The following is a 19,945-nucleotide window of genomic DNA, read 5'->3' on the forward strand; positions in this document are numbered from 1 at the left end:
CGTCACTCCTGGTGGGAGAGGGCGCGGACGGTACGGGACGGGCTGGGTCGGCCCAGTTGTTCGGCCATCCACACGCTGGTGGCGGTGAGTCTGCCGAGGTCGACTCCGGTCTCGATGCCGAGGCCCTGGAGCATCCAGACCAGGTCCTCGGTGGCGAGGTTGCCGGTGGCGGACTTGGCGTACGGGCAGCCGCCGAGGCCGCCGGCGGACGCGTCGACCGTCGTCACGCCGTGTTCCAGGGCCGCGTAGGTGTTCGCGAGCGCCTGGCCGTAGGTGTCGTGGAAGTGCACGCCGATGACGTTCGTCGGCACGCCTTCCTCGTTGAGGAGGGAGAGGAGTTCCAGGACGTGGCCGGGGGTGGCCACGCCGATCGTGTCGCCGAGGCTCAGTTCGTCGCAGCCCATGTCCCGCAGTGCCTGGCAGACCCTGACCACCTGGTGGAGGGGGACGGCGCCCTCCCAGGGGTCGCCGAAGCACATCGAGACGTAACCGCGGACATGGGCGCCGGCGTCCTTCGCCTGCCGGACGACCGGGTCGAAGACGGCCAGGGACTCGTCCACCGTGCGGTTGAGGTTGGCCTTGGCGAAGGACTCGGTGGCGCTGGCGAAGACGGCGACCCGGCGGGCGCCGAGGGCCAGGGCGCGGTCCAGGCCGCGCTGGTTGGGGACGAGGACGGGGAGCGCGACCTCCCGAAGGTCCGCGAGCTGGGGGAACAGGTCCTCCGCGTCGGCCAGTTGGGGCACCCACTTGGGGTGTACGAAGCTGGTCGCCTCGATCGTCGTCAGGCCCGCGTCGGCCAGGCGGTGGACGAACTCGGCCTTCACCGACGTCGGTACGGTCGACTTCTCGTTCTGCAGGCCGTCGCGCGCGCCGACCTCGTGGATCCGGACGCGGGCGGGCAGATCGGTCGCCGGTACGACCATGGGGAGGCCGGTCTCCGGGGTGGTCATACGGTCTCCTCCTCGTGCGGGGCGATCACGGCCAGCACCTGGTCCATGGCGACCGTGGCGCCCGGTTTCACATCCAGCTCGGCGACCGTGCCGGCGTGCGGGGCGGAGATGACGTGCTCCATCTTCATCGCCTCCACCACCAACAGGCTCTGACCGGCGATCACCTGATCCCCGACGGCGACCTTCACGACGGTCACCGTGCCGGGCATGGGTGCGGTGAGGGAGTCGGCGCCCGCGTGCGCGGCCCGGTTCAGGGACGCGGCGACCGGGTCGTGGTCGCGGACCTGCCAGGCGTCGCCGTCGCGGCCGATCCAGTCGGCGGTGTGGAGGAAGGTGTGGCGGACGCCGTCCAGGGTGACCGACACGCGGTCGGGAGCGACGGAGTGCGTGCCGCGCGGGGCGTACTCCACCGGCTCCTGCACCCGGAGGTGGAAGCCGACCGGCCTGGGCGTGCCGCCGAGCCGCCAGCCGCTGGGTACCGAGAAGGGGTCAGCCCAGCCCGCGCCGGCGACGGGCTTCAGCGCCTCCAGCCGTACGGCCGCCGCCGCCTCGTACACCTCGTCCGGTACGTCGGTGGAGACCAGCTCGTCCACCACCCGCTCCACCAGCCCCGTGTCCAACTCGCCCGCCACCACCGCCGGATGGGCAAGGAGCCGGCGCAGGAACCCGGCGTTGGTCCCCACGCCCAGCGTGGCCGTCTCCGCGAGGGCCCCGCGCAGCTTCCGGAGCGCGGTCTCCCGGTCCGGGCCGTACGCGATCACCTTGGACAGCATCGGGTCGTAGAGGCTGCCGACCTCGGTGCCCTCGCTGAGCCCGGAGTCGGTGCGGACGCCGTCGCCCGACGGCTCGTTCAGCAGCAGCACCGTGCCGCCGGTGGGCAGGAACCCGCGCGCCGGGTCCTCGGCGCAGATCCGGGCCTCCACCGCGTGCCCGGTCAGCCGGACGTCCTCCTGCGTGAACCCGAGCCGCTCCCCGGCCGCCACCCGTAGCTGCCACTCCACCAGGTCGAGGCCGGTGACGAGCTCAGTGACGGGATGCTCCACCTGGAGGCGGGTGTTCATCTCCATGAAGTAGTACGACGAAGGGTCGCCGCCCGGCACGATGAACTCCACGGTCCCCGCGCCCCGGTACCCGCACGAGCGGGCCGCCTGCACCGCCGCCTCGCCCATCGCGGCCCGCGTCCGTTCGTCCAGCAGGACCGACGGCGCCTCCTCGATGACCTTCTGGTGCCGGCGCTGGAGCGAGCACTCGCGCTCGCCCAGGTGCACCACGTTGCCGTGACCGTCGGCCAGTATCTGGATCTCGATGTGCCGGGGGCGGTCGACCCACCGCTCGACGAGGAGCGTGTCGTCGCCGAAGGAGGCGCGGGCCTCGCGGCGGGCGGCGGCGATCTCCTCGTCCAGCAGCGTCAGATCGCGCACCAGCCGCATGCCCTTGCCGCCTCCGCCCGCGGAGGGCTTGAGCAGCACGGGTGCGCCCAACGCGCGGGCGGCGTCCGCGAGTTCGGGGTCACGGCCACCCGGTACTACCGGCACCCCGGCCGCGCCCACCGTCTCCTTCGCGCGGATCTTGTCGCCCATCAGTGCGATCGCGTCCGCCGGCGGGCCGATGAACACCAGCCCCGCCTCCTCGCAGGCGCGCGCGAAGGCGGCGTTCTCGGCGAGGAAGCCGTACCCGGGGTGGACCGCCTGGGCACCGCTCACTGCGGCCGCCGTCAGCAGCCGTTCCACGGACAGATAGCTCTCGCCGGCCGGCGCCGGACCGAGCCGTACCGCCGTGTCGGCCTCCCGGACGTGCCGGGCGTCCGCGTCGGCGTCGGAGTACACCGCCACCGAGCGCACGCCCAGCGACCGCAGCGTACGGATGACCCGGACGGCGATCTCGCCCCGGTTGGCCACGAGTACGGTGTCGAACACGAGTCCCCTCCTCACATCCGGAAGACGCCGAACTGGGGCTCACCCAGCGGCGCGTTGCCACAGGCCGTCAGCGCGAGGCCCAGCACCTGGCGGGTCTCGAGGGGGTCGATGACCCCGTCGTCCCAGAGCCGGGCGGTCGCGTAGTAGGCGTTGCCCTGGCGCTCGTACTGCGCGCGGACGGGCGCCTTGAAGGCCTCCTCGTCCTCGGCCGGCCAGGACTCGCCCCGGGCCTCCAGCTGGTCCCGCTTCACCGTGGCGAGGACCGACGCGGCCTGTTCGCCGCCCATCACCGAGATCTTGGCGTTCGGCCACATCCACAGGAAGCGGGGGGAGTAGGCCCGGCCGCACATGGAGTAGTTCCCGGCGCCGTAGGAGCCGCCGACCACGACGGTCAGTTTCGGGACCCGGGTGCAGGCCACCGCCGTGACCATCTTGGCGCCGTGCTTGGCGATGCCGCCGGCCTCGTAGTCCTTGCCCACCATGAAGCCGGAGATGTTCTGCAGGAACACCAGCGGGATGCCGCGCTGGTCGCACAGCTCGATGAAGTGGGCGCCCTTCTGGGCGGACTCGGAGAAGAGGATGCCGTTGTTGCCGATGATCCCGACCGGGTGGCCGTGGATGCGGGCGAAGCCGGTGACCAGGGTCTGCCCGAACTCGCTCTTGAACTCGGCGAACCGGGACCCGTCGACGATCCGGGCGATGATCTCGCGGACGTCGTAGGGGGTGCGGGAGTCGACCGGGACGGCGCCGTAGAGGCCGTAGGGGTCGACCTTCGGCTCGACGACCGGGGTGACCGTCCAGGGCAGGTCGCGGCGGGCGGGGAGGGTGGCGACGATGTTCCGGACGATCCGCAGCGCGTGGGCGTCGTCCTCGGCGAGGTGGTCGGTGACGCCGGAGACGCGGGAGTGCACCTCGCCGCCGCCCAGCTCCTCCGCGGTGACGACCTCACCGGTGGCCGCCTTCACCAGCGGCGGGCCGCCGAGGAAGATCGTGCCCTGGTTGCGGACGATCACCGCCTCGTCGCTCATCGCCGGTACGTACGCGCCGCCGGCGGTGCACGACCCGAGGACGGCCGCGATCTGCGGGATCCCGGCCCCCGACATCCGGGCCTGGTTGTAGAAGATCCGCCCGAAGTGGTCGCGGTCCGGGAAGACGTCGTCCTGCATGGGCAGGAAGGCACCGCCGGAGTCCACCAGGTAGAGGCAGGGGAGCCGGTTGTCGAGGGCCACCTCCTGGGCCCGCAGGTGCTTCTTCACGGTCATCGGGTAGTACGTGCCGCCCTTGACCGTGGCGTCATTGGCGACGATCACGCACTCGCGGCCGCTGACCCGCCCGATCCCGGCGATCACGCCGGCCGCCGGGGCCGCTCCCTCGTACATCCCCTCGGCGGCCAGCGGGGCCAGCTCCAGGAACGGCGAGCCGGGGTCCAGCAGCGCGTCCACCCGGTCCCTGGGCAGCAGCTTGCCGCGCGCGGTGTGCCGGGCCCGCGCCTTCTCGCCGCCGCCCAGCGCGGCCGCGGCGAGCTTGCCGCGCAGCTCCTCGACGAGGACGCGGTGCGCCTCCTCGTTGGCCCGCCAGGCCTCCGAGGCGGGGTCTGCCGCGCTCGTCAGCTCCGGTGCCTGGTCCATGCCCGCGATCCCCTCACTTTGTTAATGAGCGTTAACGCATTTCCCTCAGGTTAACGACCGCTAACCTCCCTGTCTAGAATTGCCCTCATGGTCACGAGAACCGATGCCCCGACCCGTCGCGAGCAGATCCTCAAGGAGGCCGCCCGGCTCTTCGCCGAGCGCGGCTTCCACGGTGTCGGCGTGGACGAGATAGGCGCCGCGGTCGGCATCAGCGGGCCCGGTCTCTACCGGCACTTCCCGGGCAAGGACGCGATGCTCGCGGAGCTGCTGGTGGGGATCAGCGGGCAGCTGCTGACGGGCGCGAAGCGGCGGCTGGCGGAGGCCGACGGCCAGAGCGCGCCGTCGGCGGTCCTGGACTCCCTCATCGAGGGCCACATCGACTTCGCTCTCGACGACCGCCCGCTGATCACCCTGCACGACAGGGAGCTGGACCGGCTGCGCGACAGCGACCGCAAGCTGGTGCGCCAGCTCCAGCGCCAGTACGTCGAACTGTGGGTGGAGGTCCTCCGCGAGGTCTACCCCGCCCTGCCGGAACCCGCGGCCCGCTCGGCGGTCCACTCGGTCTTCGGCCTCCTGAACTCGACCCCGCACCTGGGCCGGCCGGGTTCCCTGCCGGGGCGCGGAACGACGGCGGTACTCCTGCACCGGATGGCGAGAGGCGCCTTCGAGGCCGCGGCGGCGTGATGAGCGTTACCCCCATCCCCCCGGCTCCCACCCTGGACCCATCCGCCTACCCACCGGTACGGTGAAGTCTGAGCAAGCGCTTAGACAGATGAACCGTGCCTGGAGGTGGCGGCCGTGCGCCGTACGTTGTTCAACGAGGATCACGAGGCGTTCCGGGAGACCCTCCGGGCCTTCATCGAGGCCGAGGTCGTACCCGTGTACGACGAGTGGTTCGCGGCCGGTCAGGCGCCCCGCGACTTCTACTACAAGCTCGCCGAGCTGGGCGTCTTCGGCATCCGCGTCGACGAGGAGTACGGCGGCGCCGGCATCGACTCCTACAAGTTCGAGGCCGTCCTGTACGAGGAGACCGCCCGCGCCGGCGTCTCCTTCGGCGGTTCCGGCGTGCACGTGCTGCTCGGCCTGCCGTACATAAAGCTGCTCGCCACCGACGAGCAGAAGAAGAAGTACCTGCCGAAGTTCGTCTCCGGCGAGGAGATGTGGGCCATCGCGATGACCGAGCCGGGCACCGGCTCCGACCTCGCGGGCATGAAGACCACCGCCAAGCTCTCCGAGGACGGCACCCACTACGTCCTCAACGGCGCCAAGACCTTCATCACCGGCGGTGTGCACGCCGACCGCATGATCGTCTGCGCCCGCACCTCCGCGCCCACCAAGGAGGACCGCCGCCACGGCATCTCCCTGTTCGTGGTGGACACCAAGGCCGAGGGCTACTCGGTCGGCCGCAAGCTCGACAAGCTGGGCCTGAAGACCTCCGACACCGCCGAGCTGGCGTTCGTCGACGTCAAGGTCCCCGTCGAGGACCTCCTCGGCGAGGAGAACAAGGGCTTCTACTACCTCGGCCACAACCTCGCCTCCGAGCGCTGGGGCATCGCCTTCGGCGCCTACGCGCAGGCCAAGGCGGCCGTCCGGTTCGCCAAGAGTTACGTGCAGGAGCGGGTGGTCTTCGGCCAGCCCGTCGCCGCCTTCCAGAACACCAAGTTCGAGCTGGCCGCCTGCCAGGCCGAGGTGGACGCGGCCGAGGCCGTCGTCGACCGCGCCACGGAGGCCCTGGACGCCGGTGAGCTGACCCCGGCCGAGGCCGCCAGCGCCAAGCTGTTCACCACCGAGGTCGCCCACCGCGTGATCGACCGCTGCCTCCAGCTGCACGGCGGCTACGGCTTCATGAACGAGTACCCGATCGCCCGCCTGTACGCGGACAACCGCGTCAACCGCATCTACGGTGGCACCAGCGAGATCATGAAGACGATCATCGCGAAGGACATGGGCCTGTAAGGTCCCCGCAATTACCGGCCAGTAGAAAAGGTGCCATGAACCAGGCACTGAACGATCTCCTCGATCTGCTCGACCTGGAGCAGATCGAGGAGAACATCTTCCGGGGCCAGTCCCGGTCCGCCGTCGTCCCGCGCGTGTTCGGCGGGCAGGTGGCGGCCCAGGCGCTGGTCGCCGCCGGGCGCACGGTCCCGGCGGACCGGCACGCCCACTCGCTGCACGCGTACTTCCTGCGCGCCGGCGACCCGGGCGCGCCCATCGTCTACAACGTCGAGCGGATCCGCGACGGCCGCTCCTTCACCACCCGGCGCGCGGTCGCCGTCCAGCACGGCAGGCCGATCTTCGCCCTTTCGGCGTCCTTCCAGACGTACGAGGACGGCCTCGACCACCAGACCCCGATGCCGCCCGCGCCCGACCCGGAGACCCTGCCCACCTCGGCGCAGCGGCTGCGCGGCTACGACCACCTGGACCCGGCCGTCGTGGAGAAGTTCCTGGAGGCCCGCGAGGCGATCGACCTGCGGTACGTCGAGGAACCGCCGTACGGGAAGTTCGGCGAGCCGCGTGAGCCGCACAGTCAGGTCTGGTTCCGGACCAACGGCAAGCTCGACGACGACCCGCTGCTGCACGTCGTGCTCGCGACGTACGTCTCCGACATGACCCTGCTGGACTCCGTGCTGCTCGCGCACGGCCGCGGCGGCTGGGCCGTCGGGGACGTGGTGGGCGCCTCGCTGGACCACGCCATGTGGTTCCACCGGCCGTTCCGCGCCGACGAGTGGCTGCTGTACGACCAGGAGTCCCCGTCGGCGTACGGCGGCCGCGGGCTCGGCCAGGCCCGGATCTACACCCAGGACGGTTCACTGGCCATTTCCGTGATCCAGGAGGGTGTCGTCCGCGTCCCCAGGTAGAACTGGGGGCATGTCCCAAGCCGAACAGAGTGGCGAAGTCGAACAGAGCGGCGGAGCCGAACAGAGCGGCGAAGTCGAACAGAGCGGCGGAGCCGAACAGAGTGGCGGCGAGAGCACCGTCACGGTGATCGTCGCCGCCGTCGCCAACCTCGGGATCGCCCTCGCCAAGGCGGTCGCCGGGGTGATCAGCGGGTCCAGCGCGATGCTCTCCGAGGCGGCGCACTCGGTCGCCGACACGGTCACCGAGCTGCTGCTGCTCACCGCACTCAAACGCAGCGAGAAACCCGCCGACGAGGACCATCCGTTCGGTTACGGCCCCGAGCGGTACATCTGGGCCATGCTGGCCGCCGTCGCCACCTTCGTCGGCGGCGCGGTCTTCTCCCTCTACGACGGCATCCACACCCTGGCCGCGGGCGAGGAACTGGGCAACCCGCTGGTGTCGTACATCGTCCTCGCGGTCGCCTTCGTCCTGGAGGGGTTCTCCCTGCGTACGGGGCTCAAGCAGGCGTACGGGGAGGCGGCCCGGTTCCGGGTGTCGTTCAGGCTGTATCTCCGGCGCACCCCCGACACCGCCGTGAAGGCCGTGGTGATGGAGGACTCGGCGGCGCTCGTCGGCCTGGTGCTCGCGGCCGGCGGCCTGCTCGGCGGGCAGCTGACCGGCTCCGGCGTCTGGGACGGCCTCGCCTCCCTCCTCATCGGCGTGCTCCTGCTGTACGTCGCCTGGGTGCTGGGCCGGTCGAACGCCGAGTTCCTCATCGGCCGGCCGCTGCCGAGGCCGGTGCGGGAGCGGATCCGCGCGGAGCTGCTGGAGTCCGAGCACATCGTGGCCGTACTGGAGCTGACCACCCTGGTGCAGGGCCCGAACGAGGCGCTGGTCGCGGCCAAGGTGGACTTCCGGGACGTGTCGACGGCGGCCCAGATCGAGTGGGCCTGCGAGCGGGCCGAGCAGCGGCTGCGGGCCGCGTTCCCCATGATCGGCCGGGTCTACCTGGACCCCACCCCGGGGCCCGCGACCTCGGTCGATCACGGGCGGTGAGCGCCCGAAGTGCCGGGCGACTTGTCCGAGATTAAGCTCTATGAGTGAAATGCCGCACAGTGCATGTGCCGCATAGCGGACGTGCCGCGTAGCGGACGTAAGTCCGGCAGAAAGGTATTTCCCATGCGAGTACAGCGCGCGAGGCGCATCGCCGCGATGTCTGCCGCCGGCCTGCTGCTGGCCGGTGGAGCCGCGATCGGCGCCGCGGGCACCGCCTCGGCGGCCCCCGCCTCCACTCACCAGAGCGTGGTCACCGGCGGCTTCGGCTGCAACTCCCGCTTCGGCGGCGGGTTCAACAACTGCCGTGGTTACGGCGGCTTCGGCTACGGCGGCTACGGCTACGCCCCCGTCGCGGTCGTCCCCGTCGTGGTCGTCCCCACCGTCGGATACGGCGGCTTCGGTGGGTTCGGCGGATACGGCGGCTTCGGTGGGTTCGGCGGCTTCGGGTTCTGAGCCGACCGGGCGTGCACAGACCAGCCAGTTCCGCGAACAGACCAGTCAGTTCCGCGAACAGACCAGGGATTCAGGGTTCTAGGCCAGGCCACGAGGTGCGGTTCCCGTCCGCGGGGGCCGCACCTCGCCCGGTCGGGCCCGGTTACGCCAGCCCCGCCTCCGACAGCAGGTACGCGGTCATCGGGTCGTAGTACCGCGGGCTGAGTACGTGGTCGTCGAGCGGTACGGCCACCTGGAGGGTGCCCTCCGCCTCGGCGAGGAACAGCGCCGGGTCGTTGCAGTCGGCGTAACCGACGGAGTCCAGGCCCGCCTGCGCCGCGTACCCCGCCCAGCCGTGGTCGGCGACGACCAGGTCGGGCCGCGGGCGCCCCTCGCGCTCGAGGCCGCCCAGGATGGCCTTCATCGGCTCACCGGAGTGGGTGTGCCACAGCGTCGCCCCGTGCTCCAGGACGGCCACGTCGGCGAACTGCATGACGTATCCCTCGTCCGTCTGCAGCCCGTCCGGGATGACCACGATCTCGCAGCCGGCGGCGCGCAGGGCGGCCGCCGTCGCCCGGTGCACGTCCAGCAGGCCGCCCGGGTGCCCGGTCGCGAACAGCACCCGCTGCCGCCCCTCGGCGGCCTTGCGCAGCCGTGCCGCCAGCCGGTCCAGACCGTCCACGGTCAGCTCGGGGTCGATGGTGTCCTGGCCGTACCGGTACTCGGGATCGTCGTTCACCCCGACCCGCTCGGCCATCACGGCCAGCACGTCCTGCTCGTCGGTCCAGCGGTCGCCGAGTTCCAGTCCGAGCCACCAGTTGCGCTCGCCGTTGGCCAGCTTGCGGTAGTGGAGCAGGTTGTTCTCGCGGGGCGTGGCGACATCGCCCGCGATACGGGTCTTCACAAGGTGCTCGACGAGCTCGGCGCGGCTGGGTGTCCCGGGTATCGGCATGGCTCCATTGTGGGGCAGGGCGCTGCGCGGTTTCCCTGCGTATCGCCCGCTGGGACGCGCGTCACTCACTCCTGCCGCAGCGCGAACCACAGCTCCATCCGTACGTCCGGGTCGTCGAGTTCGGCACCGAGCAGCGCCGCGCAGCGGGCGATGCGCTGGCGCACGGTGTTGCGGTGGACGGCGAGTGCCACCGCCGTGCGGTCCCAACTGCCGTGCAGGGAGAGCCAGGTGCGGAGGGTGTCGACGAGGGCGGGGTGCTCCGCGAGGGGGCCGAGGAGGGCGCGGGCGTGGGCGTGGGCCTCCTCTGCCGGGATCAGGTCGTCCAGTGCGGGGCGGGTGCTGTGCCGGACCAAGGGGGTGCGGGTCGCTCGGGCGCGGGCCAGGGCGCGGGACGCTTGCGCGGCGGCGGCCGGGAGTTGGTGTGCGGGGACGGGGGCGCTGACGCCCAGGGTCCAGCCGGGCTGTGGTTCGGGTTCTTGGGTGGTGGGGAGCAAGATGCGTACGTTTTCCCCTACGGGGTCGATGAGGGTGGAGCCGAGTGTGGCGCCCAGTGCGGTGGCGGCGAGGAGGTCGGGCGGGTGCGGGTGAGTGGGGGCTGGTCGCGCCCCGCGGCGGAGCCGCATATCGGCAGGGTCCCGCGCCCCTAGGAGGTTGGCATGGTCCCGTTGGTCGTTCAGGCAGGCATCTACGACGAACCAGGTGTCCCCCCTGCCCAGCAGCGGTGTCACTTCCTCCGGACTGCTTCCCATCAGCAGTCGCACGAGTGCCGCGTTCCGGGCCGCGCCCGAGCCGCTGTGCTGTTCGCCGGTGAGGAGGGTGAGCAGGACCGTGGCCACCGAGGCGATGGTGTGGTCGCCCGGTTCGCGGGCCGGGGTGGCCACCCCGAGGACGAAGCCGGTGCTGAGGGTGTAGGCCGCGAGGTGGATGCCCGCCGTGGCGTGGGTCGCCGAGGTGGGGGTGCCCGGGCCCGACGGTCGTACCACCTCCGTCAGCTCGGCCAGCGAGCCGCGCACCGGTGCCTGAGGCTCTCGCCCCGCCGAGGCGATCTCCGCTCCCTCCGGGCCGTACAGGGCGGTCCAGCCACCCATCCGCTGGGCCAGCTGTCGCAGCACCGACGGCACCGGGTCGGGGCGGGCGGCGGCTGCCGCGAGGCTCTGCTGGGCCTCGGTGACCCGGCGCAGCTCGGCGAGGCGGGCCTGGGCCATCAGCTGCCAGACCGCGCGGGCGACGGCGGAGAAGGTGGTTCCCGGCGGGACCTCGACGAGCGGGAGGTCGTACGCCTCGCAGGCCGCGACGAGCGCGCGCGGGACCGTGTCGTGGACGGGGGCCAGCCCGAAGCCGAGGGCCGCGCCGCCCGCCGCCACGATCCGTGACACGTAGTCGTCGAAGTAGGTGCCCGAACCCGCCGCGTCCGGGATGTGCACCCCGGCCGTCAGCAGCAGCTCCCCGCCCAGCAGGTAGGGGTACGGGTCGGCCATCTCCGAGGTGTGCGCCCAGTGGACCACCAGGGACGGGTCGGACGGCCCGGCGATCTGGCGCAGGGCCAGGTCCTCACGGGCCAGCAGGGCCGCGAGGGGCACCGGGGGCGTGGGCGGAACAGCGGGGTCCGGCATGGTGTGCGTTCTCTCCATCCGGCGAGGCTCGAATGGATGAAACGTACACTTCGCAGCCGCTTTCCGGCCACCTAGTGTCGGTGTCCGTCACCCGCCGGCGAGACCCCCACCGAAGGAGGGCCCTGTGGCCGTCGACTACGCAGTGATCGTGATCTATCTGGCCGGCATGCTGGCCATGGGCTGGTGGGGCATGCGCCGCGCCAGGTCCAAGAGCGACTTCCTGGTGGCGGGCCGCCGCCTGGGCCCCGCCATGTACTCCGGCACCATGGCCGCGATCGTCCTGGGCGGCGCGTCCACCATCGGCGGCGTGGGCCTCGGCTACCAGTACGGCCTCTCCGGCGCCTGGATGGTCTTCACCATCGGCCTCGGGCTGCTGGCCCTGTCGGTCTTCTTCTCGGCCCGGATCGCCCGCCTCAAGGTGTACACGGTCTCCGAGATGCTGGACCTGCGGTACGGCGGCCGGGCCGGCGTGATCTCGGGCGTCGTGATGTGGGCGTACACCCTGATGCTCGCCGTCACCTCGACCATCGCGTACGCCACGATCTTCGACGTCCTCTTCGACATGAACCGGACGCTCGCGATCGTCATCGGCGGCTCGATCGTCGTCGCCTACTCGACGCTCGGCGGCATGTGGTCGATCACGCTCACGGACATGGTGCAGTTCGTGGTGAAGACCATCGGCGTGCTGCTCCTGCTGCTGCCGATCGCGGTGGTCAAGGCCGGCGGCTTCGCCGAGATGAAGGCCAAGCTGCCGACGACGTACTTCGACCCGCTGGGCATCGGCGGCGAGACGATCTTCACCTACGTGCTGATCTACACGTTCGGAATGCTCATCGGCCAGGACATCTGGCAGCGCGTGTTCACGGCGCGGGGCGACCGGACGGCGAAGTGGGGCGGCACGGTCGCCGGCACCTACTGCCTGGTGTACGCCCTCGCCGGTGCCGTGATCGGTACGGCCGCCAAGGTGCTGTACCCGAAGCTGGGCAGCCCGGACGACGCCTTCGCGACCATCGTCAAGGACGAACTCCCCATCGGGGTACGGGGGCTGGTGCTGGCCGCCGCCCTGGCCGCGGTCATGTCGACCTCCTCCGGCGCGCTGATCGCCTGCGCGACCGTCGCCAACAACGACATCTGGTCGCGGATCCGGGGGAGGGCAAGGTCCGGCGACCATGACGAGGTGCGGGGCAACCGCGTCTTCATCCTGATCATGGGCGTCGGGGTGATCGGCACGGCCATCGCGCTCAACAACGTCGTCGAGGCGCTGACCGTGGCGTACAACCTGCTGGTCGGCGGCCTCCTGGTGCCGATCCTCGGCGGGCTGCTGTGGAAGCGCGGCACGGTCCAGGGCGCCCTCGCCGCCGTGACCGTCGGCGGCCTCGCGGTGATCGGCCTGATGGCGGGTTACGGCATCCTCGCCAACGAGCCCGTCTACTACGGCCTCCTCTCCTCCCTGGCCGCGTATGTCGCCGTCTCCCTGGCGACCAGGCCGACCGACGCGGCCGTGCTGGCCAACTGGCGGGAACGGCTCGCGGGCCGCGCAGCTCCCGAACTCGTGTCCGAACCGGTCCCGGCCGCCCAGTAAAGTCGTAGACACAAGCAGTACATACGCGACGAAGCGTAGGAAAGAAGGCATGACCTCATGAGCAGCAACGAGACACCCCGCGGCCCCGTCGACTCCTCCCGCGTCCCGCGGTACGCCGGTCCCGCGACCTTCGCCCGGCTGCCCCGTCTCGACGAGGTCGGTACCGCCGACGTCGCGGTGGTGGGCGTGCCGTTCGACTCCGGTGTCTCGTACCGGCCGGGCGCCCGCTTCGGCGGCAACGCCATCCGCGAGGCGTCCCGGCTGCTGCGCCCCTACAACCCGGCCCAGGACGCGTCCCCCTTCGCCCTGGCGCAGGTCGCGGACGGCGGGGACATCGCCGTCAACCCCTTCAACATCAACGAGGCCGTCGAGACCATCGAGGCGGCGGCCGACCAGCTGCTCGGCACCGGCGCCCGGCTGATGACCCTGGGCGGCGACCACACCATCGCTCTCCCCCTGCTCCGCTCGGTGGCCAAGAAGCACGGCCCGGTCGCCCTCCTCCACTTCGACGCCCACCTGGACACCTGGGACACCTACTTCGGCGCCGAGTACACCCACGGCACCCCGTTCCGCCGGGCGGTCGAGGAGGGCATCCTCGACACCTCCGCCCTCTCCCACGTCGGCACCCGCGGTCCGCTGTACGGCAAGCAGGACCTGACCGACGACGAGAAGATGGGCTTCGGCATCGTGACCTCGGCGGACGTCTACCGCCGGGGCGCCGACGAGGTGGCCGACCAGCTCCGCCAGCGCATCGGCGACCGCCCCCTGTACATCTCGATCGACATCGACTGCCTGGACCCCGCCCACGCCCCCGGCACCGGCACGCCGGAAGCGGGTGGTATGACTTCCAGGGAGCTGCTGGAGATCCTGCGCGGACTCTCCTCCTGCAACCTCGTCTCGGCGGACGTCGTCGAGGTGGCCCCCGCGTACGACCACGCGGAGATCACGTCGGTGGCGGCCTCGCACACGGCGTACGAACTGACCACGATCATGACCCGACAGATTGCCGAGGCTCGTTCGAAGTGACCCACGACCACGACCTGGTGCTCCGCCCGACGCAGGCGCAGACGGCCGCAGCCCTCGACCCGCCCGCCGGCCGCAACGGCGGGGACCTGGTCGTGGAGACGCTGGCCGGGCTCGGCGCGACGACGGTCTTCGGACTGCCCGGCCAGCACGCCCTCGGCATGTTCGACGCCCTGCGCCGCTCGTCGCTGCGCTATGTCGGCCTGCGGGTGGAGAACAACGCGGGCTTCGCGGCGGACGCGTACGGCAGGATCACCGGCGAGGCGGCCCCGCTGCTGCTGTCGACCGGCCCCGGCGCGCTGACCTCACTGGCCGCGCTCCAGGAGGCGGCCTCGGCCTCCGCGCCCGTGCTGGCGATCAGCAGCCAGATCCCCACGGCCGGCCTCGGCGGCGGCCGGCACGGCTACCTCCACGAACTCCCGGACCAGGCGGCCTCCTTCCGCGGCGTGGTGAAGTCGGTGCACACCGTCCGCACCCAGTCGCAGATCCCCTCCGCCCTCGCGGCGGCCTGGAAGTCGGCCCTCTCCGCCCCCCACGGCCCGGTGTGGGTGGAGATCCCGCAGGACGTACTGCTGGCCCCGACGCCGCTCCCGGTGGTGACGGCGATGGACGCCACCCCGGACGAGCTGCCGCCGCGCCCCGAACTGACCGCGGTGGCGGCCGACCTGCTGTCCCGCGCGGCCCGCCCGGCGATCATCGCGGGCGGGGGAGTGGTACGGGCGGACGCGTCGGGCAAGCTGCGGCAGCTGGCCGAGACGCTGAATACGCCGGTCGTCACCACCTTCGGCGGCAAGGGCGCCTTCCCCTGGAACCACCCGCTCTCCCTCCAGTCCTGGCTGGAGGACCGCCACACCACGGACTTCCTGGAGGACGCGGACGTCCTGCTGGTCGTGGGCTCGGGCCTGGGTGAACTCTCCTCGAACTACCACACGTTCAAGCCCCGGGGCCGGGTCATCCAGATCGAGGCGGACCTCGGCAAACTGGAGGCCAACCACCCGGCGCTCGGCATCCACGCGGACGCCCGGCTCGCCCTCCAGGCGCTGCTGGAGACGGTGTCGCCCCGCGAGGACGACACGGCGGCCGACCGGGTACGGGACCTGCTCTCCCGGGTCTCGGAGCGCATCTCCGCCCAGGAACTCACCCTGGAACAGGACGTGTTGGCGGCGGTCCGCCGGGCCCTGCCGCGGACGTCCCCCTCCTTCTGGGACATGACGATCCTGGCCTACTGGGCCTGGTCGGCGTTCGACCCGCAGGGCACCAACCTCATGCACTCGGCCCAGGGTGCCGGCGGTCTCGGCTACGGCTTCCCGGCGGCGCTCGGCGCGGCCGCGGCCGACCCGACCCGCCCGGTCCTCGCGGTCTCGGGCGACGGCGGCGCCCTCTACTCCATCGCGGAACTGGCGACGGCGAGGCAGCACGACCTCCCGGTCACCTGGCTCATCGTCGACGACGGCGGCTACGGCATCCTGCGCGAGTACATGACGGGCTCGTTCGGCGAGGCCACGGCGACGGAACTGGCCCGCCCCGACTACGTGGCGCTCGCCGAGTCCTTCGGCGTCCCCGGCGTCCGCACCACCCCGGAGACCCTGGAGACGGACCTGGCGAAGGCCCTGGCCGCCCCCGGCCCCTCGGTGGTCGTACTCCCGGCCCTGCTGCGGATGTTCGCGCCGACGCATCTGGGCTCGGATTGATCACCCGATCGGCTGTCCGTGGTGGCCTGCACGGGATATGTTCCGTGAGGTCGCAGGCGTCCCGGTCGGGCCGATGTCGGATGCGGCCACTCTGAGCCCGGAGAGGAGGACAGCGTGCTGCTGCGGTTCCGCGTCGCGAACGTACGGTCCCTGCGAGCGAGCAGGAGCTGTCCTTCGTCGCGCATGGCGACGGACAGGGCGGGTCGGCGAACGTGGTGGATCTTGCGGGCGGCGGATCCATCTCTGTCCTCCCACTGATCGGTATTTTCGGGGCCAACGCCTCCGGCAAGTCGAACGTGCTGACCGCGATGACGGACATGCGCAACGCGGTCCTCAACTCCTATGCGCGCTGGGCCTCTTACGACGGCATCCCGCGCCAGGTCTTCGCTCTGAGCCCCAAGAGCGAGAGCGAACCCTCCTTCTTCGAGGTCGACGTCGTCATCGACTCGGTCCGCTGGACGTACGGCTTCGAGCTCGGTGCCAAGCGTGTCGAGTCCGAGTGGCTGCACAGCTACCCGCGCGGTCGGCGTCAGGAATGGCTCGACCGCGACGCCTCCCGGTCGGATGTCTTCAAATGGCCCGGCGGGCGGGTCAGGGACCGGGCCCAGCTTGTGCGGCGAACGCGGCCGAACGCCCTGCTGCTCTCCACGGCCGGCACAGACAACCACCCGCAGCTCTCTCCGATCTTCCACTGGTTCCGGCGCAACTTCTGGATGATCAGTCCTGAGGTCGAGCGGGACGAGCGCGCGCAGTACACCACGAAGGAACTGTCGGGTCCAAGAGCCGCCAGGATCCAGGAGTTGTTGAGGGTCGCAGACCTCGGCATCACCGGAGCGACGGTGGTCCAGGACGGTCCGGGCCAGGACGCGGTGAAGCTGACGCACCATTCGGCCGCCGGGGACGTTTCCTTCGACTGGCAGGAGGAGTCCTACGGCACCCGCTCCTGGTTCGCCCTCCTGGGTCCTCTGCTTCTCGCCCTCGACGAAGGCGCGGTCCTGCTCGTCGACGAACTCGACGCCAGCCTGCACTCCCGTTTCGCCGCAGAGGTCGTCCGGCTCTTCCACGACCCTTACGCGAATCCCAAGGGGGCTCAGCTGGTCTTCACGTCCCACCACGCGACGGTGCTCACCACCCCAAGTGGCGAGCGGCTCCTCGATCCCGGACAGGTCTGGCTGACGCAGAAGGACAAGGACGGGGGGACCGAGCTGTATCCGCTCACAGATGTGGAGCCGGGCGAGGACGAGGACCTCACGCAGTCGTATCTCGCGGGGGCCTTCGGCGCGGTTCCGGCTCTCCTGGAGGGGCAGATCGCGCGACGACTGGTAAGGCGTCTGTGCCGGGATGACGGGGGCGGCACATTCACGCTTCGCCGGTATGGGCGCAAGGTCCGGGCCATGATTGCCGACCATCTCGAGGACCCGGAGATCGATCAGGTCATTCCGCCTGTCTCGCTCACTGCACTCACCTTCGACGACGCCGTGCGGCGGCTGCCGCCGCAGGAGGCCGCGGCTGAGATGGGCCATGCGCTCCGCTTCCATCTGGAGGAGCGGACGAAGCGGGAGGACCCCGCGAAGTACGAGCGGCTCTCCAAACGCCTGGAAGAGATCCTGCGCACGATGCCGGGCCGCTTCGAGGAGCAGATGGAGGAGTTCGGCCCGCTGATCGAGGAGGCCAGGCAAGAGCAGGAGGAGTCCCCGGAACTCGCCGGTCTCACGCCGCTCGAACGGAAGGTGTACCGGCTGGTGGAGCAGATCCTGGAGGACACCCCTGGGATCAGGCTGACAGACAGCGGAGACATCAGGCAGCTCACGGGCAACGTGTGCGACACGGCCACCCGGGCCATGGCCAGGCCGTCGTACCAGGGGCAGCACCAGGACATCAGCATGCTGGCCGGAGACCTCCACGACGTTCTGCTCAGCGGCGGTGTCCGGCCTCTGGGGGCGGACTGGGCGCCGTTGGAGAACGCGGCGGAGCGACTGGCGTCCTTCGCGCAGGACAACCTTCGGCAGTTTCGGGGCAGGGCGAGGGGAGAATAGACGCGTGACCGCGCCAGCCGATCCTTCGACGTCTTCCGCCCCTGAAGCCCTGCTCACTGTGGACGGGCTGGATCTGCGGGTGCGCGCCAGCGCCCGCAGGAAACGGTTTGCTCTGACTGTCGAGACTGACGCGACCCTCACCCTTCACACCCCTGCCGGGCGTTCGACGGCTGAGGCGGAGCAGTTCGTACGAGCTCACCGCGACTGGTTGCTGACCAAGCGGCGGGACCGGGAGCGTACTCGCCCGCTCAGCCCTGTCAAACAGCTCGCCGACGGAGAGGTCTTCCGCTATTTGGGTCGGACGCATCGGCTGGCCGTGTCCGGTGCGGAAGGGGCGGCCACAGGGGTCCGGTTGATTGCGGGGCGCCTTGTCATGGGCCCGGACCTGGCGGCGGAGCCGCGGGCGGGGCGGGCAGCGCTTGTCGACTGGTACTGCCGGGCCGGCCGGAACTGGACGGGACATCGGCTTCAGCCTTGGGCAGCGCGCATGGGTGTGACCGAGCCGGAAGTCGAGGTGCGGGATCTGGGGGATCGGTGGGGTTCTTATAGGCCGCTGCCGGACAGGTCGGGCGCCACGGGGCTGATGAGTCTCGGGTGGCCGCTCTTCCAGCTGCCCATGCATCTGATCGACTACGTCATCGCACATGAACTGGCCCACGTGAAAGTTTCCGGGCACCGAGAGGACTTCTGGCGGCTGCCGCGGATTGCGCTGCCCGAGTACGAAGAGCGGCGGGCGGACCTCGACGAACTGGGGCGGCGACTCTGGATGGGGGATATTCGGTAAGCGGAGCTGAACTCCCCCGCTGAATCCGCAGTGGGTGGAGCCGCTCCGGCGCTCCGGAGGGGAGGCTGGGGGCAGTGCCAGGACCGAGCGGGACGAGGAGCAGGCCCATGACAGGTGAACTGCAGGACCGGACGGCCGTGGTCACCGGCGCGAGCAAGGGCATCGGCCTGGCCGTGGCCGAGGCCCTGGTGGCGGAGGGGGCCGAGGTGGTCGCGGCGGCACGGACCTCGTCGCCCGGGCTCGACGCGCTGGTGAAGGCGGGCGGCGCCCGGTGGGTCAGGGTCGACCTGACCGAGCCGGACAGCGCGGAGCGCCTGGCGGACGCGGCCGGGCCACGCATCGACATCCTGGTCAACAACGTAGGCGCCGCCCCGGCCCGGCCGGGCGGTTTCCTTGAGGTGAGCGACGCCGAGTGGCGGCGGACTTTCGAGGTCAACTTCTTCGCCACGCTCGCGGTCACCCGGGCGGTACTGCCACGCATGCTGGAGGCCGGCCGCGGCTCCGTCGTGAACATCGGCTCGGTCAACGCCGAACTGCCGGATCCGCTGGTGGTCGACTACAGCGCGGCCAAGGCGGCGCTGGTGAACTTCTCGAAGGCCTTGTCGAAGGAGTACGGGCCCCGGGGCGTACGCGTCAACAGCGTCAGCCCCGGGCCGGTCGAGACGGACCTGTGGCTCGGCGGCGGGGGCGTCGCGGACACTGTCTCGGCCGCGGCGGGTCTGCGCCCCGACGAGGTCATGGCACAGGCCGCGGCATCGACCGCCAGCGGCCGCTTCTCCCGGCCGTCGGAGATCGCCGACCTGGTGGTGTTCCTGGCCGGTGACCGTGCCGCCAACATCGTCGGAAGCGACCTGCGCATCGACGGCGGCTTCGTCCCCACCTGGTGAGTGCGGTCGTACGGCCCGACTCACCAGGTGCCGCGGCCCGGGGTCGGTGACCGGTTCAGCAGGCGCCGGCGCCCACCCCGTCGATGCGGCCGCCGAAGTCGCCGAGGTACTGGGAGCGCCAGTCGCCGTTGAAGGTGTCGCGCTTCTCGGTCGGGGACCAGTTGACGAGGCAGGAGCGGGTGGAGGCGACGAAGGAGCCCACGTGGTCGTGGAGGTTGGGCGGCATGTCGCGGTAGCCGCTGCGGGCCGTCCACTCCCAGTAGTCGCCCCCGAAGCCCTCCCCGCTCCAGAAGCACACCGAGCCGTCGGGACAGGAGGGGGCGGCGGCCGCCTGCGCGGAGGCGCTCTGCGCGGGCACCACCAGCGCGGTCAGCGCGAGCGCGGCAGCGAGGGACCAGCTACGAAACTTCACGGGACGCTCCGAAAAAGGGAGTTGGGGACGCCCCGGCGGAACCACCGGGGCGTCCCCATGCTCCTGGGCGATCACCCGGACGCGCCCGAGTCCAAGATCGGCTTCACCTGTGTGAGCGAACTAGTCGTTCAACATCACCGGAGGT

The 19,945-nt window shown here is 71.1% G+C and carries 17 protein-coding genes; 11 read left to right on the plus strand and 6 right to left on the minus strand.

What is annotated here, in order from left to right:
- Window positions 1-2 precede the first annotated feature (2 nt).
- The 3 genes from AB0D59_RS34595 to AB0D59_RS34605 are packed head-to-tail and all read right to left on the minus strand — an operon-like array spanning window position 3 to window position 4,494.
- On the minus strand, window positions 3-950 hold the full coding sequence (locus AB0D59_RS34595) for a hydroxymethylglutaryl-CoA lyase (RefSeq protein ID WP_362574205.1): 948 nt from the start codon (window positions 948-950) through the stop codon (window positions 3-5).
- Window positions 947-2,866, minus strand: a complete 1,920-nt coding sequence (locus AB0D59_RS34600; RefSeq protein ID WP_362574208.1) for a biotin carboxylase N-terminal domain-containing protein — start codon at window positions 2,864-2,866, stop codon at window positions 947-949. The genes AB0D59_RS34595 and AB0D59_RS34600 overlap by 4 nt, the downstream gene beginning before the upstream one ends.
- 11 nt (window positions 2,867-2,877) lie before the next feature.
- Window positions 2,878-4,494, minus strand: coding sequence for a carboxyl transferase domain-containing protein (locus AB0D59_RS34605; RefSeq protein WP_362574210.1), 1,617 nt, complete (start codon window positions 4,492-4,494; stop codon window positions 2,878-2,880).
- An 87-nt stretch (window positions 4,495-4,581) separates the two neighbouring features.
- Between AB0D59_RS34605 and AB0D59_RS34610 the strand changes: the two genes are divergently transcribed.
- The 5 genes from AB0D59_RS34610 (at window position 4,582) to AB0D59_RS34630 (ending at window position 8,841) form a co-directional block, all read left to right on the plus strand.
- A complete protein-coding gene (locus tag AB0D59_RS34610) occupies window positions 4,582-5,178 on the plus strand; it encodes a TetR/AcrR family transcriptional regulator (RefSeq protein ID WP_362574213.1) in 597 nt (198 codons plus the stop codon).
- A gap of 114 nt (window positions 5,179-5,292) precedes the next feature.
- Entirely contained in the window at window positions 5,293-6,450 is a 1,158-nt protein-coding gene (locus AB0D59_RS34615; RefSeq protein WP_362574216.1) for an acyl-CoA dehydrogenase family protein, read from the plus strand.
- Between the two features lie 35 nt (window positions 6,451-6,485).
- A complete protein-coding gene (gene tesB / locus AB0D59_RS34620) occupies window positions 6,486-7,352 on the plus strand; it encodes an acyl-CoA thioesterase II (RefSeq protein WP_362574219.1) in 867 nt (288 codons plus the stop codon).
- A 10-nt stretch (window positions 7,353-7,362) separates the two neighbouring features.
- Complete coding sequence (locus AB0D59_RS34625) at window positions 7,363-8,388, plus strand: cation diffusion facilitator family transporter (RefSeq protein ID WP_362574222.1); 1,026 nt, start codon at window positions 7,363-7,365, stop codon at window positions 8,386-8,388.
- A 123-nt stretch (window positions 8,389-8,511) separates the two neighbouring features.
- A complete protein-coding gene (locus tag AB0D59_RS34630; protein WP_362574224.1) occupies window positions 8,512-8,841 on the plus strand; it encodes a hypothetical protein in 330 nt (109 codons plus the stop codon).
- 142 nt (window positions 8,842-8,983) lie between these two features.
- On the opposite strand, the gene AB0D59_RS34635 is transcribed toward AB0D59_RS34630, so the two are convergent.
- Complete coding sequence (locus AB0D59_RS34635; RefSeq protein WP_362574226.1) at window positions 8,984-9,772, minus strand: phosphatase; 789 nt, start codon at window positions 9,770-9,772, stop codon at window positions 8,984-8,986.
- 65 nt (window positions 9,773-9,837) lie between these two features.
- Window positions 9,838-11,403, minus strand: coding sequence for a PucR family transcriptional regulator ligand-binding domain-containing protein (locus AB0D59_RS34640; protein WP_362574229.1), 1,566 nt, complete (start codon window positions 11,401-11,403; stop codon window positions 9,838-9,840).
- 106 nt (window positions 11,404-11,509) lie between these two features.
- Between AB0D59_RS34640 and AB0D59_RS34645 the strand changes: the two genes are divergently transcribed.
- The 6 genes from AB0D59_RS34645 (at window position 11,510) to AB0D59_RS34670 (ending at window position 19,388) form a co-directional block, all read left to right on the plus strand.
- Window positions 11,510-12,967 carry a sodium:solute symporter gene (locus tag AB0D59_RS34645; RefSeq protein WP_362574232.1) on the plus strand — a complete coding sequence of 486 codons (1,458 nt, stop codon included), beginning with the start codon at window positions 11,510-11,512 and terminating at the stop codon, window positions 12,965-12,967.
- Window positions 12,968-13,024: 57 nt separating this feature from the next.
- A complete protein-coding gene (speB, locus tag AB0D59_RS34650; RefSeq protein ID WP_362574235.1) occupies window positions 13,025-13,993 on the plus strand; it encodes an agmatinase in 969 nt (322 codons plus the stop codon).
- Window positions 13,990-15,681 (plus strand): thiamine pyrophosphate-binding protein, encoded by a 1,692-nt coding sequence (locus tag AB0D59_RS34655; protein WP_362574238.1) that lies wholly within the window; start codon window positions 13,990-13,992, stop codon window positions 15,679-15,681. The genes speB and AB0D59_RS34655 overlap by 4 nt, the downstream gene beginning before the upstream one ends.
- Before the next feature lie 212 nt (window positions 15,682-15,893).
- Window positions 15,894-17,717, plus strand: coding sequence for an ATP-binding protein (locus AB0D59_RS34660; RefSeq protein ID WP_362574241.1), 1,824 nt, complete (start codon window positions 15,894-15,896; stop codon window positions 17,715-17,717).
- A 4-nt stretch (window positions 17,718-17,721) separates the two neighbouring features.
- Window positions 17,722-18,501, plus strand: a complete 780-nt coding sequence (locus AB0D59_RS34665) for a SprT family zinc-dependent metalloprotease (protein WP_362574243.1) — start codon at window positions 17,722-17,724, stop codon at window positions 18,499-18,501.
- A gap of 107 nt (window positions 18,502-18,608) precedes the next feature.
- Window positions 18,609-19,388, plus strand: coding sequence for an SDR family oxidoreductase (locus AB0D59_RS34670; protein WP_362574246.1), 780 nt, complete (start codon window positions 18,609-18,611; stop codon window positions 19,386-19,388).
- Window positions 19,389-19,443: 55 nt separating this feature from the next.
- On the opposite strand, the gene AB0D59_RS34675 is transcribed toward AB0D59_RS34670, so the two are convergent.
- A complete protein-coding gene (locus AB0D59_RS34675; protein WP_362574249.1) occupies window positions 19,444-19,800 on the minus strand; it encodes a peptidase inhibitor family I36 protein in 357 nt (118 codons plus the stop codon).
- Between the last annotated feature and the right edge of the window lie 145 nt (window positions 19,801-19,945).

The organism is Streptomyces sp. NPDC048417 (assembly GCF_040651615.1).
Classification (GTDB): Bacteria; Actinomycetota; Actinomycetes; order Streptomycetales; family Streptomycetaceae; genus Streptomyces.

Coding starts and splice junctions, on each gene's coding strand:
- AB0D59_RS34595 (WP_362574205.1), bottom strand. CDS start 950: ATGACCACCCCGGAGACCGGCCTCCCCATGGTCGTACCGGCGACCGAT.
- AB0D59_RS34605 (WP_362574210.1), bottom strand. CDS start 4,494: ATGGACCAGGCACCGGAGCTGACGAGCGCGGCAGACCCCGCCTCGGAG.
- AB0D59_RS34610 (WP_362574213.1), top strand. CDS start 4,582: ATGGTCACGAGAACCGATGCCCCGACCCGTCGCGAGCAGATCCTCAAG.
- tesB (WP_362574219.1), top strand. CDS start 6,486: ATGAACCAGGCACTGAACGATCTCCTCGATCTGCTCGACCTGGAGCAG.
- AB0D59_RS34625 (WP_362574222.1), top strand. CDS start 7,363: ATGTCCCAAGCCGAACAGAGTGGCGAAGTCGAACAGAGCGGCGGAGCC.
- AB0D59_RS34630 (WP_362574224.1), top strand. CDS start 8,512: ATGCGAGTACAGCGCGCGAGGCGCATCGCCGCGATGTCTGCCGCCGGC.
- AB0D59_RS34635 (WP_362574226.1), bottom strand. CDS start 9,772: ATGCCGATACCCGGGACACCCAGCCGCGCCGAGCTCGTCGAGCACCTT.
- AB0D59_RS34640 (WP_362574229.1), bottom strand. CDS start 11,403: ATGGAGAGAACGCACACCATGCCGGACCCCGCTGTTCCGCCCACGCCC.
- speB (WP_362574235.1), top strand. CDS start 13,025: ATGAGCAGCAACGAGACACCCCGCGGCCCCGTCGACTCCTCCCGCGTC.
- AB0D59_RS34670 (WP_362574246.1), top strand. CDS start 18,609: ATGACAGGTGAACTGCAGGACCGGACGGCCGTGGTCACCGGCGCGAGC.